A 14,113-nucleotide genomic window follows, 5' to 3' on the forward strand; every position below is an offset into this window, starting at 1 on the left:
GTCTCGCACCCCAGGGAGCACTTCCATGACGCCGTCCGCCCCCTCCGCCGAGTTCCGCGCCCGCGCGCTGCTGCTGGACATGGACGGCACCCTGGTGAACTCCGACGCGGTCGTGGAGCGCTGCTGGCGGCGCTGGGCCGAGCGCAAGGGGCTCGACCCGGTCCACGTGCTCTCGGTCGTGCACGGCCGCCAGGGCCACGCCACCATGGCCGTGCTCCTCCCGGACCGGCCGGTGGCCGAGAACCTCGCCGAGAATGCGGAGTTGCTCGCCGAGGAGACCGCCGACACCGACGGCGTGGTGCCCGTCCCCGGCGCGCCCGCCTTCCTCGCCGCGCTCCAGGGGCACCCGCACGCCCTCGTCACCTCCGCGAGCATCGGCCTCGCGCAGACCCGCATGGACGCCACCGGCCTGCCGATGCCGGCGGTCCGGGTCACCGCGGAGTGCGTGAGCGCCAGCAAGCCCGACCCCGAGGGTTTCCTGAAGGGCGCCGCCGAACTCGGCTTCGCCCCCGAGGAGTGCCTCGTCTTCGAGGACGCCGAGGTCGGCATCGCGGCGGCCCGCGCGGCGGGGATGCGGGTCATCGGCGTCGGCCCCCGCGCGGCCGCCCACCGGCCCAGCGCGCACGCCCCCTCCCTGGAGCACGTGAGCGTGCGGCCCGCGCCCGGCGGCGGCCTCCTGGTGACCGTCACCGCGTGACCGCTACCGCCTGACCGCTGCCGCTCGACCGCGGGCGCCTGACCGCGGGCGCCGAACGCCCCCGCCCATCCCGGGCGAAGCCACGCCGGCCCCGGGCGGAGGGCTGCCGGGACTCATACGGACGAACCTCCTGCGCCGCGCCGCGCGGCGGCTCTATCGTGGAAACCCGGAGAGTCGGGACGGTTCGGGTGGGGGACATGCGGCAGCTGGTGGAGGTTCAACTCCCGGACGGACAGGCGATCTGGGCCCGGATCGAATCCCCCGGCGGACCGCAGGACTCCGGCCTCCTCGACGGCGGCGCCCGAGCGCTCCGCGGGTTCGAGACGACGCTGCGGACGGTGGCCACCAACGTCCGCGACGCCGTGGCGCAGGCGGCCCCCGACAAGGTGAGCGTGGAGTTCGGCGTCGAACTCGCCCTCGGCAAGGACGGCTTGGTGGCCGCGCTGGCCGGGACGAGCGGCACCGCGGCGGTCAAGGTGACGCTCGAGTGGGGCGGCGAGCAGCCGGGCGCCGGGGCGCCGCAGTGACCGGGACCCGCTTAGCGGTGCGGTCGAACTGCCTTTGCGGACACCGCAGTTGACCGGGCCGGCGCAGCAGTGCCTGGTCCGGGTGCGTGGCCGGACGGCGGGCAGCGGGTTCCTGGCCGCGCCGGGCTACGTGGTCACCTGCGCCCATGTCGCGGGCGAGCGGGGCGGACCGGTCACGGTGAGCTGGCAGGGCAGCGAGCTGGGCGGCTCGGTGCTGGCCGCCTCCGCGGCCCCGGCGCACGGCGGCCTGTGGCCGTATCCGGACCTGGCGATCGTGGCGCTCCAGGACCCGCCGGAGGGCCACCCCTGCGCCTGGTGGCACGACCAGATCCCGCTGGGCGGGCAGCAGTTGACCGCCATCGGCTACTCCGACAAGTACCGCGTCGAGCCCGAGATCGTCACCGCCGTCTTCGCGTACCAGGGCGACCAGTTCTTCGACGGCGGGCTGATGTTCCGGCTGAAGCACGACGAGGTCACCCCCGGCATGTCGGGCGGCCCGGTGGTGAATCTGGGCACCCACGGCATCTGCGCGGTGGTCAAGGCCACCCGGATGGACAGCACCGACATGGGCGGTCTGGCCACCCCGGTCGGCGCGTTGCGCTGCCTGGACCCGACGGCGTACCGGGCGCTGGTCCGCGCCCATGACGCCTTCCACGCCACGGACGTACGGTGGCCCACCGCGCCGGCACCCGGGGGGACGCCGCTCGGGTGGCCGCGGCTGTCCCCGCGCGGGCACCGCACGCTGTTCGGCCTGCTGGCCGCCGTCCCTTCGCCCGAGCCGGGCGGCCTCCTGCCGGCCTTCCACGACGCGGCCGGCCGCTATGCCGCCGCACCCGCCCTTCCGCTGCACGAACACCGCGACGTCGTCAACGAGTTGGAGGCGCTCGGCGCGGCGGATCGACGCGTTCCCCGCGGCCTGCTGCACGCGGCGGCCGTCGCCCGTACGGCGTCCGGCGGCGCCGCCGAGAAGCTGCGGTGGTGGATCGACACGCAGGGTGACGTGCTGGGACTGGACGTCCAGGACCTGGCCCCCAGCCTGCCGGCCGCCGCCGCGCGGCCCGCCGTCCCGCGTTCGGTGATGGTCCGCCTCAAGCCCTCCGCGGTCGATCCGGCTCGCTACACGGTGGCGATGTGGCGGTACGAGGGTCCGGACGCCATCTCGCCCGCGGGCCACGAGTCGGACGCCCTCCCGCTCGTGGCCGCGCTGGAGCGGGCCCGGAGCATGCTGCCGGAGCAACTCGCCCTCCTGGGCCGGTCGGGCGGTGACCCGGTGATGGTCGAACTGATCGTCCCCCAGGAGCTCATGGAGCAGGACTTCGACGAGTGGAAGCCCTGGACCCGCAAGACCTGGTCCAGCCTCGGCCGCAAACACCCGGTGGTGCTGAGGGACTTGGAGCGGTTCGACGACGAGGAGTTGCGCCAGTACTGGCACAGCCGGTGGGACCGGTTCACCGCCGCGTCGGCGGCGGGACCGTCGATGGCACTGGCCTGCAACGACGAGTCGGACCAGGAGGTCCTCGAAGGGTGGATCGAGTCCGAGCCCGCGATGGCCGCGCTGGTGCTCGCCAGCTCGCTTCGGCACCCTTCCTCCGGCGCCGTCCTGGAGGTCGCGCTGGCCTCGGGGGTGCCGGTGATCCTCTGGCGCCGGTCCGACCTCCACGACTGCTCCGCCGCCGCGTACTCGGGCTGCCCGTCCCGGCTGCCCCGCGACTGTCCCGGCGGCGCCGGCGACCGGCGCTGCCCGGCCGAGACGTTCTTCACCAGGCTGCGCACGGACGTGGAGGTCACCCCGCCGAAGCAGTGGCCGGAGCGGGTACGGCAGTTGCGCGGGAGGGCCGCGGTCACCCCCGCGGGCGGACACCACGCCCAGGACCTCGTGCTCCTGTGGGACGACCCCGAGCGGCGGCTCCCCCACCCGCCGCTGCGCTACGCGTAGGAAGAGAAGAGCGATCCGATGGACGACTGGCTGATCTACCGCGGCAGCGGCGAACCCCACGACGGCATCCAGGATCTGCCCGCACCGCCGCCCTGGCGCGCGTTCTACTCCGACCGGCCCACCGCCTTCGACCGGGACCACGCCTACGGCCTGTCCGACCGCTGGCCGCTGCGGGCCGTCGCCTACCAGGCCGACCCGAAGACGGTCGAGATGGTCAACACCGCGCTGTACCTGCGCCGTCCCCTGCTGGTGACCGGCGACCCGGGCGTGGGAAAGTCCAGCCTGGCGTACGCGGTGGCCCACGAGTTGCGGCTCGGCCCGGTACTGCGCTGGCCGATCACCAGCCGCAGCACCCTCAAGGACGGCCTCTACCGCTACGACGCCATCGGCCGGCTGGAGGAGGCCGACCGCACACCCGCGGCCACGCCGGTCGATGTCGGGCGGTACTTCCGGCTCGGTCCGCTCGGCACCGCGATGGCGCCCTACGCGCTTCCCCGGGTGCTGCTCGTGGACGAGATCGACAAGAGCGACATCGACCTTCCCAACGACCTCCTGGACGTGTTCGAGGAGGGCTTCTTCGAGATCCCCGAGCTGTCGCGGGTCGCCGACACGCTCACCGACGCGCAGGTCCGGCCGGCCGACGACGGCCGGCGGGTGGCGATCACCGCGGGTCAAGTGCGGTGCAGGGCATTCCCGTTCGTCGTGCTCACCAGCAACGGCGAGCGCGACTTCCCGCCCGCCTTCCTCCGGCGGTGCGTACGCCTGCACCTTCCGACGCCCTCGCCGGAGCGGCTGCGCGCCATCGTGCACGCCCACCTGGGCGAGGCGGCGCCGCACGCCGAGCAGCTCATCTCGCTCTTCCTCGACCGGCGCAGCAAGGGCGAACTGGCCACCGACCAGCTGCTGCAGGCGGTGTACCTGGCGCGGCACGCGCAGGGCGACACGACCGACCGCGGCCATGTCGCCGATCTCGTCCTGCAGTTCCTCAACCAGGACCGCCTATGAGCGTGGACGCGTTCCGGTCCGTGCTGGCCGGACTCGGACCAGGGCCCGGCCTCGGACCCGGACCGGGTCTCGGACCCGGCGCGGACGACCCCACACCGCGGGAGATCGCCGAGATCCTCTGGCTCGCCACGCGACTGCCCGCCGGCGCCTCCGCGTCCGCGGCCGACGAGGAGCCGGAGGAGCTCCCGCCCGCAGCGCTCGACGAAACCGTCGACACCGGCCCCGCGCTCCCGGACGAGCGGTCGCCCGCGGTCGGCGAACCCGCGATCCCGCTGCACGCCCCGGGCACCGCCCCGTTCCCGGGCGGCGCCCGCCGGCGGCCGGCCAGTCCGGTACGGCTGTCCGCCGCCCCGCCGCTGCCCCATCAACTCGAACTGCTGCGCGCCCTGCGGCCGCTCAAGCGGCGGGTGCCGTCACGGCAGGGCGGCGACCTCGACGAGGAAGCCACCGTCGACGCCTTGGCGCAGCGGCCCGCCCGGCACCGCGGGGCCGCGCGGCTGCCGGTGCTGCGGCCCGCGCCGGAGCGCTGGCTCGACGCGGTCCTCGTGGTGGACGGCCACCCGACCAGCCTGCTGCTCTGGGCTCCCCTCGCCCGCCAAGTGCACCGCCTGCTGCTCCAGTTGGGGGCCTTCAGGACCGTACGGGTGCGCTACCTGCAGGCCGGGCGCGACGGCTCACCGGGATTGAGCGCGCGGCCGGCGCCGCCGTCGGACCGGCTGCGGGCCACCTCGGAACTGCACGACCCGTCCGGCCGCAGGCTGGTGCTGGTCCTCACCGACGCGGTGGCACCCGGCTGGCAGGACCCCGCGGTACGGCACACGATGCGGCGGTGGGCGGCGGCCGGACCCCTCGCCGTCCTCCAGGCGCTGCCGGAACGGCTGTGGAGCCGTACGGCGCTGCCGGCCGTTCCCGCCCGGCTGCGGCGCGCGCCCCTCTCGGCGGCCAACACCGATCTGGCGTACACCGGGCGGCGGCGCGGCAGCCGGGAACTCCCGGACGGCAGCATCCCCGTTCCGGTCCTGGAGTTGAGCCCCGCGTGGCTCGGGCCCTGGGCCGAGTTGCTGGCCGGCCCCGGCTCCCGCAGCGCCAACACCGCGGTCGCGCTGCTGTCCGCCGACCCCGAACCGCCGCGGTCCCGCGACGATCCGCGAACGCCGGACCGGCGCCTGCGGGACTTCCACGCGACCGCCACGCCGGAGGCGTTCCGGCTGCTGGCCTGCCTGTCGGCCGTGCCGCTCAGCGTGTCCATCATGCGGGTCGTGCAGGCGGCCATGATCCCGGGAAGCCCGCCGACGGTACTGGCCGAGGTCCTGTTCAGCGGCCTGGTCGTCCCGGAGCCGACCGGCCGCCCCACCGCGCCGGAGGACATCCCCCACGGCTTCCTTCCCGGCGTGCGCGCCACCCTGCTCGGGTCGTTGCGCGGCCACGAGACGGACCAGGTCATCCGTGCGGTGTCCCGGTTCATCGAGCGCCAGGCGCCACGAGCGGCCGGACGGGTCCCGGGTCTGCTGCCCGATCCCGCCGGCGGTGCGGAGCTGCCCGCCGACGGGATTCCCTGGGCGCTGCTGCGGCAGGAGGCGCTGGTCCGGGCCGGGCTGGCGAGCCCGCCTCCTCGGGTCCGGGCCTCGGCCGACGGCCTCGCGCACCCCGACGCCCCCGCCGCGCCTGCCTCCCCCGCGACCCCGGGCAGCCGCACTGCTCCGAGGCTCCCGGGCCTCCCGACCGGTCCGGCCGCCCCGGCCGGCCCGACCAGCCCGGCCGACCCGGCGGCCGGCCGGACCGCCAGAAGCGGCCGGGCCGCACCCGGCACCCCCGGCACCTCGCGCACGGTCGGCCCGTACCGGCTCGTCCGCTTCGTCAGCTCGGCGGACTTCTCCGACGTCCACCTGGGGGAGGACGCCGAGGGCAGGCAGGCCCTGGTCAAGGATCTGCCGCGGGATTTCAGCCCCGGCCCCGAGATGCTCGGCGCCCTTCTGCGCGTCGAGGCGGAGGCGCTGCGCCGGATGGACGGCCGGCAGGCACCGTCGTTCCTCGGCATCGACCCGGAGACTCCGCCGTCCTGGCTGGCGATGCAGTACGTCACCTCGGCGTCGGGCGGCGCGGCGGCGAACCTCATCCGCGCCCCTTGGCAGCACGCCCGCCCCGCGGACGACTTCCGCTCCCTGGCCGGACTGGCCCGCGAGCTGGCCACGGCACTCGACCGGGCCCACGCCGCGGGCATCGTCCACGGCAACCTCTCACCGCACGCCGTCCTGGCCGTCCCCGGCTCGGTGGTCCTCATCAGCTGGGTCTACGCCCAGTTCGACGGACGCGTCCACCCGTATCCGCAGTACCGCTCCCGCGCCACCGGCCCCCTGCCGCCCGAGGGGTACTCGACGATCGAGCCGCTGGACCCGTCCTTCGACATCCACGGCCTGGGGACGACCCTGGTCTACGAGGTGACGCACGATCCCCGCTCCCTGTCCCGGCTGCCGCGGCACCTGGGCGACCTGCGCACGCTGATCGAGCGCTGCCTGGACCCCGACCCGCGCCGGCGGCCCACGGCTCGCCGGTTCCTCGACGACCTGGCGGACATCGCGCCGCCGGGCGCCCCTCCACCCGCGGTGCCCCTTTCCTGGGCGGCCCAAGGCCCGCAGACCGCGCAGGAGTTCCCCGCGATGCCGGCGGTCCCTGCCGTGGGACCCGCCCCGCCCGCCCTGATCCAGGGCCGCTACCGGCTGCGCCGGCTGATCGGGCGCGGCGGGATGAGCGAGGTGTGGCGTGCGGAGGACGAGTCACTGGCCCGCCGGGTGGCGGTCAAGTGCCTGCGGCTGCCGGGTCGTTCCGGCGGTGCTGGGCTCACCCGCGCCATCCAGGAACGCTTCCGGCGCGAGGCGCGGGTGGCGGCGGCGCTCCAGCACCGCGGCATCACCGTCGTGCACGACTTCGGCGAGCACGACGGCGTGCTGTTCCTGGTGATGGAACTGCTCGACGGCCGCAACCTGCGCCAGGTGCTCGCCCAGTCCGGCGGCCGCCTGCTGCAGATCCCCGAACTCATCGACATCGCATTGCAGTTGGCGTCCGCACTGGCCTACGCCCACGAGCGCGGCGTCGTGCACCGGGACCTGAAACCGACCAACATCATGCGCCTCGGCGACGGAACCGTGAAGGTCTGCGACTTCGGCATCGCCCGGCTCGGCGACGACAGCTTCTCCTCCCGCCTCACCGGCACCGGTGTCGCCCTGGGCGCCGCGCACTACATGTCCCCCGAGCAGATCAACGCCTCCGTCGTCGACCAGCGCAGCGACCTGTACGCGCTGGGCTGCGTGCTGTACGAACTCGCCACCGGGAAGCCGCCGTTCGACCTCGGCGACGCCTGGTCCATCCTGGTCGCGCACCGCGACCACATCCCCGAGCCGCCGCGCGCACGGCGCCCCGACCTGCCGGTGGAGCTGGAACGCCTCATCCTGGACCTGCTCGCCAAGGACCCCGCGGACCGCCCGCAGCAGGCCGCCGAGGTGACCGCGCGCCTCACGGCGAGGCCGCAACAGGCCGCCGCTCCCCAGCAGCAAGCGTGGCATCCTTCCGCACCAGGTCCGGGCCCTGTCCCCGCCCCTGCCCCCGCGGACGTACCGTCCCCGTCCGGCCAGGACGACGGCCTCTCCGCGCTGGCCGCCCGCCAGGCCGCGGCCGACAGCCTCGGCCAACTCGGGCTCTGGACCGAGGCCTACGACCTGCACCTCTCGGTCGCCGCCGAACGCGAGCGCATCCAGGGCCCCGAGCACCCCGACACCCTGGCCGGCCGGCACGAAGCGGCCTACTGGCTGACCCGACTCGGCCGGGCCGAGGAGGCGTTGCCGCTGCACACCCAGGTGGCCGAGGTCCGCGGCCGCGTGCTCGGCCCCGACCACCCCGACACGCTCGCCGCCCGCCACGAGACCGCGTACGCGCTCAGCGTGCTCGGCCGCCATGGGGAGGCCCGCCGGGAGTTCGCCGCGGTGCTCGACGCCCGCGAGCGCACCGTCGGCCCCGACCACCCCGACACGCTGCGGTGCAAGCACAACCTCGCCTACAACCTGGCCCAGTTGGGCCGTACGGAGGATGCGTACACCGCCACGGTGGAGGTCGCCGACGCCCGGTCGCGGGTGCTGGGCGCCGAGCACCCCGACACGCTCGGCACCCGCTACGAGGTCGCGTTCCTGCTCGGTCAGGACGGACGCTGGGAGGAGGCGCTGGAGGTCTACCGCGAGGTCGCCGACGCCCGGGAACGGACACTCGGCCCCGACCACCCCGACACCCTCGCCGCTCGCTACGAGATCGGGATCTGCCTGATCCGCCTGGCCCGCAACGCGGAGGCACTCGCGGTCCTTCGGGAACTGGTGGCGAGCCGTACCCGCAGCTCGGGGGCCGCGGACCGTGAGACCCTTCGGGCCCGGCAGGCACTCGGTGTCAGCCTCGGCCGCCTCGGCCGCTGGGAGGAAGCGCTGGCCGTGGCACGCGAGGTGGCCGTGGCACGCGAGCACGGACTCGGCCCCGACGACGAGGACACCCTCGACAGCAAGCGGGAGGTCGCCGTCTGCCTGGGCTGGCTCGGGCGCTGGCGCGAGGCGCTGGTCGTCTACCGCGAGGTCGCCGGCGCGCGCGAACGGGTACTCGGCCGCGACCACCCCGACACCCTCAGCAGCCGCCACGACGAGGCACGTTGCCTGGAGCACCTCGGTCGTATCGAGGAGGCGCAGGCCCTCTACCGGCGCACGGGCGGGCCGGCGCAGACGTCGGACTGACCTGGCAGTCAGGCGCGGGCGCAGCGGACGGTCACCCGTTGGCTGAGCGGGCGCGGCGGCGCCGGATCACGACCTCGGCCACGGCGAGGTCGACGATCCAACCGAGGGTCTGGCCGACGGGGACGAGGTCGTGCGCCTCGTCGCCGAAGGAGGCGCGCTCGGCCGGTCCGCGGAACGGGAGTTGGGCCGGCAGGAGCAAGGGCACGACCACGCGGGCGGTGACGGCGAGGAAGGTGAACGCGTAGTTGCGCGCCATCCAGGACCGGTGCGCCTCGAAGTCCCGCCGGCGGGCGGCCCGGAGCGCGAGGTGGCCGGTGGCCAGCCAGCCGGCCGCGGCCATGGTCAGCCCGACCTGGGTGAGCAGGCGGCCGGAGAGCAGCGCCACCGGGATCGCGGCCAGCGCGGCCGGCAGCACACCGGCGAGGAGGTAGCCGCGGCCGATCGCGCGGTGCGCCGGCCGGCGCGCCCGGATCGCCGGGATGAAACTGCAACGGCCCGAGGACCAGCGCGACCAGGGCGGCGAAGATGTGCACGACCAGCACGTACCAGTGCAGGTGGCCGGTGATGTCGAGCCGCCCGCTGCCGATGTGGAACGTCACGTAGGGGCTGACCAGGCCCGCGCCGGCGGCGGTCGCGACGACGAACAGGGCCCAGGCCCGGCGGTGGGCGGCGGCGCGACGGCGATCACGACCGCCGTCACGGCGTCGCCCAGCAGCGATCCGCTGATCCTCGTACGGTCCGCGCTCCCCTGCCGCCGGCTTCCGATCGGTACCGCGACCACCCGCGCCGTCTCCTCTCCCCCGCCCCGGTGTCCCCGCCCCGTTGCCCCCAACCTGCTCAACTCGGTCCGGGCGGAGCCGGGCCGCGTCCGCCCCAGGGCGGCATCCGCACTACGCGGATCGGAGTACGCCCCCGATCACGTCCTGGAGTACGCCCCGGAGTACGCGGGGCCGCCCACCGCCCGGCCGATGTCACAGATCGGGTCGCCCGCCGGTCGTTCAAGGCAGCGGCACTCCGCGACGGAGTGCCCGGCAACCTCATCGCCCGGCTCCCAGCACAGAACGGAGAGAACGTGTTCGCCGCTTACGTCACGGTCACCATCCTCGGTGTGGTCTTCAACGGCGCCGCCGCCGTCACCTACCTGATCGGCCACGAATACCCCAAGACCCAGGCGGACATGAAGGGGATAGCCCGCAAGTGGGTGCCGGTGCTGGGCATGTTGCTGGCGGCGGGCACCGTGGGGCTGGCGGCCGGGTTCGCCGTGCCACTGCTGGGGACCCTCGCCGCCTGCGGCCTCGTGCTGTACTTCATCGGCGCGATCTTCGCCCATCTGCGGGTGGGCTCGCGGAACATCGTGGGCGGGATCGTCTTCCTCGCCACGGCGGTGGCCGCCTTGACCCTCGGCCTGGCCGACCACGGACCCTGGTGACCGGGGAGCCACGCCCTGCGCGTGCCCTGCGCGTGCCCTGCGCGTGCCCTGCGCGTGCCCTGCGCGTGCCCCGCGCGCGCCCGGCCGTGGGCGGACGCCGTCCCGGCTACTCGCGGACCTCGGCGTCCACCAGCGGCCGCACGTCACCGCGGTCCGTGCCCAGGCCCGCGAGCAGGCGCAGCCCGTCCTCGGAGGGGGAACCGGGGGCCGCGGTCAGCACCAGCAGCTCCATGCCGGACGCGTCGGGCAGCGAGAAGTTCTCCTGGTGCAGGTCCAGCAGTCCGACCAGCGGGTGCCGGTACGCCTTGCGTCCGTGCGTGCGGGCGCGCACGTCCGCACGGGCCCACAGGCGCCGGAAGCGGTCGCTGCCCATCGCCAACTCGCCGATGAGCGAGGCCAGGCGGGGGTCGTCGGGGTACTTTCCCGCGGCCAGCCGCAGGTGCCCGACCACGTCCACGGTGCAGTCCTCCCAGCCCGCGTAGAGACCGCGCTCGGCCTCCTCCAGGAAGATGTGCCGGGCGGTGTTCAGGCCCGCCACCGGGCGGCCGTAGAGGAGGCCGGCCAGGCGGTTCCCGGCGAGCACGTCCATGCGGTGGTCCACCAGCAGCGCGGGCGCCTCGCCGACCAGGTCGAGGACGCGCAGCAGTTCGGGCCTGACCCGTCCGCCGGGCGCCTTCGCGCGACGGCGGCGCTGCCGGGCCAGCCGGCACAGGTGGTCGCGTTCGGTCTCGTCGAGGCCGAGGACGCGGGCGAGCGCGTCGAGCACCTGCAGGGAGGGCTGGGTCGCGCGGCCCTGCTCCAGGCGTACGTAGTAGTCGACGCTGACGCCGGACAGGTGCGCGACCTCCTCGCGGCGCAGCCCCTCGACCCGGCGGCGGCTGTCGGTGGCGAGGCCGAAGGCCGCCGGATCGACCCGGGAGCGCCGGGTCCGCAGGAAGCCCGCGAGATCGTCCATGGCTCCCAGTATGGCCTCGGCGGCGCCGCGCGAAGGTGGTCCTGCCGATACCAGGAAGTCCCGTCCGACGGAAGCGGCGCCCCTGAACAGCGGGCGCCGCGGTGCCCAGAATCGAAGGCACCCACCCGATCCGAAGGAGTCCCCCGTGAAGACGCTGATCGTCCACGCCCACCCGGAGCCGAAGTCGCTCAACGGCTCGCTGAAGGACCTCGCGGTGTCCACGTTGGAGAGCGCCGGTCACGAGGTGCTGGTGAGCGACCTCCACGCGATGAACTGGAAGGCGGTGGTGGACGCCGCCGACTACGGCCCGCACGCCTCCAGCCCGCTGAAGGTCGCCCGCGACTCCGGCCGGGCCTTCGACGCCGGGGCACTCGGCCCGGACGTCCGCGCCGAGCAGGAGAAGCTGCTGTGGGCCGACACGGTCATCCTCCAGTTCCCGCTGTGGTGGTACTCGATGCCCGCCATCCTCAAGGGCTGGGTGGACCGGGTGTTCACCTACCACTTCGCGTACGGCGTCGGCGAGCACAGCGCCACCAAGTACGGCGAGCGCTTCGGCGAGGGCTCCCTCGCGGGCCGGAGGGCGCTGCTGTCGGTGACCGCCGGCGGCCCGGAGTCGCACTACGCCGCGCGCGGGATCAACGGCCCCATCGACGACCTGCTGTTCCCGATCCAGCACGGCATCCTCTACTACCCGGGCATCGAGGTGCTGCCGCCCTTCGTGCTGTACGGCACCGACCGGATGACCGACGAGGAGTACCCCGACGTCGCCCGGGCCTGGCAGCAGCGGCTGCTCACCCTGGAGACGACCGAGCCGATCGCGTTCCGGCGGCAGAACTTCGGCGACTACGAGATCCCGTCGCTGCACCTGAAGGAGGGGCTGGAGCCCGCGGGCCGCACGGGTTTCGGGCTGCACGTGGGCAACTGACGCGAACGGGTGCGGCCTCCGCGGCGCGGACGCGGTCGGGGCGTGCGTCAGTGCGGGGCGGCGCGGAGGCCGTTGACGAGGAGGGCGATCAGGCGGCGCGGGTCGTAGCCGGGGTCGCTGTCCGCGCCGACGCACAAGTTGCCGACGCCCCGCATGAGTTCGAGCCCGTCGAGGCGGTCGGCGCCGTCGAGGTCGGCGCGGATGTCGCCGTGTTCGGCGGCGGCGTCGAGGAGTTGGTCGCAGACGGGAGCGAGCCGGTCGACGAAGTGCGCGTGCAGCGCGTCGAACCCGGGGCTGTCGGGCCGCAGCACGGCGGCGAGCCCGTGCTTGGTGACGAGGAAGTCGACGAAGAGGTCGATCCACTGCCGCAGGGCGTCGTACGGGGTGGCCGCGCTCGCGAGGAGCGCGGGGCCGGCGGCGGCGCAGGCGTCGACCTGGTGGTGGTAGACGGCGACGATGAGGTCCGCGCGGGTCGGGAAGTGGCGGTAGACGGTGCCGACCCCGACCCCGGCCTTCTCCGCGATGGCGCGTACCGGCGCCTCGACGCCGGAGGCGACGAAGACCTCGGCGGCCGCGTCCAGCAGGGTCTGCTGGTTGCGCCGGGCGTCCTTGCGCCTGGACCCGGCCGGTCCGCTTCCCGTGCCGTGCACGCTGCCGTCCACGTCGTCCACCGCGTGATCCTCCCAGGAGCTTGCAAAGCGGAACGTCGCTCCGTATCGTTGGCGGAGCGAGGTTCCGTTTCATGCATTGTGGCAGATCGGGGGCCGGCCACCAAGCCGTCCCGCGCCGCGGCACGCCCCCTCGCGCTCTCGCTCCCGCCCGGCAGGACCCGCGGCGCCACACCGGCCGCCCGCCGCCGGGCGCATCGAACGGAAGGCAGCTCCATGTCCGACCCGACCACTGCGACCATCTCGACCACATCAGCCACTTCAGAAACTTCAGGCACTTCTGGCACCTCTGGCGCCTCTGGCGTATCCGCGACCGTGATATCCGTACGGCCGGTCGTTCTGCCCGCCTTGGCCGAGCGCGGCGAGGACCTCCAGGTCCGCGTCTCCGCCCCCGCCGACGGCCACCACCTGCCCGTCGTCGTCTTCTCACACGGCTTCGGCGAGTCGATGAACGGCTACGCCCCGCTCGCGGACTTCTGGGCCGCCCACGGCTTCGTGGTCCTGCAACCCACCCACCTCGACTCCCGCACCCTCGGCATTCCCGCCGAGGACCCCCGCACCCCCCGCATCTGGCGTTTCCGCATCGAGGACCTCACCCGCGTCCTGGACGGGCTCGACCTGCTGGAAGCCGCCGTGCCGGGCCTCGCCGGGCGCGTCGACCACGACCGCGTCGCGGTGGCCGGCCACTCCTGGGGCGCCCAGAGCGCGAGCACGCTGCTCGGCGCCCGCGTCCTGGACTCCGCCGGGGTGCCCGGCGAGGACATGACCGACCCCCGCGTCAAGGCCGGCGTCCTGTTCGCCCTGACCGGCCTGGGCGACGAGCTGACCCCGTTCGCCGCCGAGCACTTCTCCTTCATGCGGCCGTCCTTCGACGCCATGGCCGCACCGGCCCTCATCGTGGCCGGCGACCACGACCAGTCCGCGCTGTCCACCCGCGGCCCCGACTGGTTCACCGACCCCTACACCTACAGCCCGGGCGGCAAGAGCCTGCTCACGCTCTTCGGGGCCGAGCACTCGCTCGGCGGCATCAACGGGTACGAATCCACCGCCACGACGGACGAGAACCCGGCCCGCGTCGCGCTGGTCCAGCGGCTCAGCACGGCCTTCCTGCACAGCGCGCTCCGCCCCGAGGACACCGGCTGGACGGCAGCCGCCGCCGCGCTGGCCGAAGACCCCAGCCCGCTGGGGACGTTGCAGAGCAAGTAGGC

General features: G+C 74.6%; 10 protein-coding genes and 1 pseudogene. 8 read left to right on the forward strand and 3 right to left on the reverse strand.

All coding sequences use genetic code 11. The features are described 5' to 3' along the window. The first annotated feature begins 25 nt into the window (after positions 1 to 25). The 5 genes from OG370_RS12595 to OG370_RS12615 all read left to right on the forward strand — a co-directional run bounded on the left by OG370_RS12595 (position 26) and on the right by OG370_RS12615 (position 8,928). Positions 26 to 697, forward strand: coding sequence for an HAD-IA family hydrolase (locus OG370_RS12595; protein WP_328463595.1), 672 nt, complete (start codon positions 26 to 28; stop codon positions 695 to 697). 197 nt (positions 698 to 894) lie between these two features. Next, on the forward strand, positions 895 to 1,224 hold the full coding sequence (locus OG370_RS12600; protein WP_328463597.1) for a CU044_2847 family protein: 330 nt from the start codon (positions 895 to 897) through the stop codon (positions 1,222 to 1,224). A gap of 49 nt (positions 1,225 to 1,273) precedes the next feature. Further along, positions 1,274 to 3,160: a VMAP-C domain-containing protein gene (locus OG370_RS12605; protein WP_328463599.1), complete on the forward strand. Its 1,887-nt coding sequence runs from the start codon at positions 1,274 to 1,276 to the stop codon at positions 3,158 to 3,160. A gap of 18 nt (positions 3,161 to 3,178) precedes the next feature. Then, a complete protein-coding gene (locus OG370_RS12610; protein WP_328463601.1) occupies positions 3,179 to 4,165 on the forward strand; it encodes an AAA family ATPase in 987 nt (328 codons plus the stop codon). Then, positions 4,162 to 8,928: an SAV_2336 N-terminal domain-related protein gene (locus OG370_RS12615; RefSeq protein WP_328463603.1), complete on the forward strand. Its 4,767-nt coding sequence runs from the start codon at positions 4,162 to 4,164 to the stop codon at positions 8,926 to 8,928. Before OG370_RS12610 ends, OG370_RS12615 begins: the two co-directional genes overlap by 4 nt. A gap of 31 nt (positions 8,929 to 8,959) precedes the next feature. Here the strand turns inward: OG370_RS12615 and OG370_RS12620 are convergent. Then, positions 8,960 to 9,412 (reverse strand): annotated as a pseudogene (locus OG370_RS12620) (DUF2306 domain-containing protein); the annotation flags it as partial. Between the two features lie 588 nt (positions 9,413 to 10,000). On the opposite strand from OG370_RS12620, the gene OG370_RS12625 reads away from it, so the two are divergent. After that, on the forward strand, positions 10,001 to 10,357 hold the full coding sequence (locus tag OG370_RS12625; RefSeq protein WP_328463605.1) for a DoxX family protein: 357 nt from the start codon (positions 10,001 to 10,003) through the stop codon (positions 10,355 to 10,357). Between the two features lie 106 nt (positions 10,358 to 10,463). Here the strand turns inward: OG370_RS12625 and OG370_RS12630 are convergent, their stop codons facing one another. Then, positions 10,464 to 11,312, reverse strand: coding sequence for a helix-turn-helix transcriptional regulator (locus OG370_RS12630; RefSeq protein ID WP_328463607.1), 849 nt, complete (start codon positions 11,310 to 11,312; stop codon positions 10,464 to 10,466). 145 nt (positions 11,313 to 11,457) lie between these two features. Here OG370_RS12630 and OG370_RS12635 point away from each other — a divergent pair, with 145 nt between their 5' ends. After that, positions 11,458 to 12,237, forward strand: a complete 780-nt coding sequence (locus tag OG370_RS12635) for an NAD(P)H-dependent oxidoreductase (protein WP_328463609.1) — start codon at positions 11,458 to 11,460, stop codon at positions 12,235 to 12,237. A gap of 47 nt (positions 12,238 to 12,284) precedes the next feature. Here OG370_RS12635 and OG370_RS12640 read toward each other — a convergent pair whose 3' ends face one another. After that, the gene (locus tag OG370_RS12640; protein WP_443060656.1) at positions 12,285 to 12,908 is read right to left on the reverse strand and encodes a TetR/AcrR family transcriptional regulator; all 624 of its coding nucleotides are present in this window, start codon (positions 12,906 to 12,908) and stop codon (positions 12,285 to 12,287) included. 213 nt (positions 12,909 to 13,121) lie between these two features. Between OG370_RS12640 and OG370_RS12645 the strand changes: the two genes are divergently transcribed. After that, entirely contained in the window at positions 13,122 to 14,111 is a 990-nt protein-coding gene (locus OG370_RS12645) for an alpha/beta hydrolase family protein (protein WP_443060657.1), read from the forward strand. Positions 14,112 to 14,113 lie beyond the last annotated feature (2 nt).

It is taken from the genome of Streptomyces sp. NBC_00448 (genome assembly GCF_036014115.1).
Taxonomy (GTDB): domain Bacteria; phylum Actinomycetota; class Actinomycetes; order Streptomycetales; family Streptomycetaceae; genus Actinacidiphila.

Excerpts from the sequence above, each read along its gene's own strand:
- OG370_RS12615 (WP_328463603.1), top strand. The coding sequence starts at position 4,162 with ATGAGCGTGGACGCGTTCCGGTCCGTGCTGGCCGGACTCGGACCAGGG.
- OG370_RS12595 (WP_328463595.1), top strand. The coding sequence starts at position 26 with ATGACGCCGTCCGCCCCCTCCGCCGAGTTCCGCGCCCGCGCGCTGCTG.
- OG370_RS12645 (WP_443060657.1), top strand. The coding sequence starts at position 13,122 with ATGTCCGACCCGACCACTGCGACCATCTCGACCACATCAGCCACTTCA.
- OG370_RS12600 (WP_328463597.1), top strand. The coding sequence starts at position 895 with ATGCGGCAGCTGGTGGAGGTTCAACTCCCGGACGGACAGGCGATCTGG.
- OG370_RS12630 (WP_328463607.1), bottom strand. The coding sequence starts at position 11,312 with ATGGACGATCTCGCGGGCTTCCTGCGGACCCGGCGCTCCCGGGTCGAT.
- OG370_RS12610 (WP_328463601.1), top strand. The coding sequence starts at position 3,179 with ATGGACGACTGGCTGATCTACCGCGGCAGCGGCGAACCCCACGACGGC.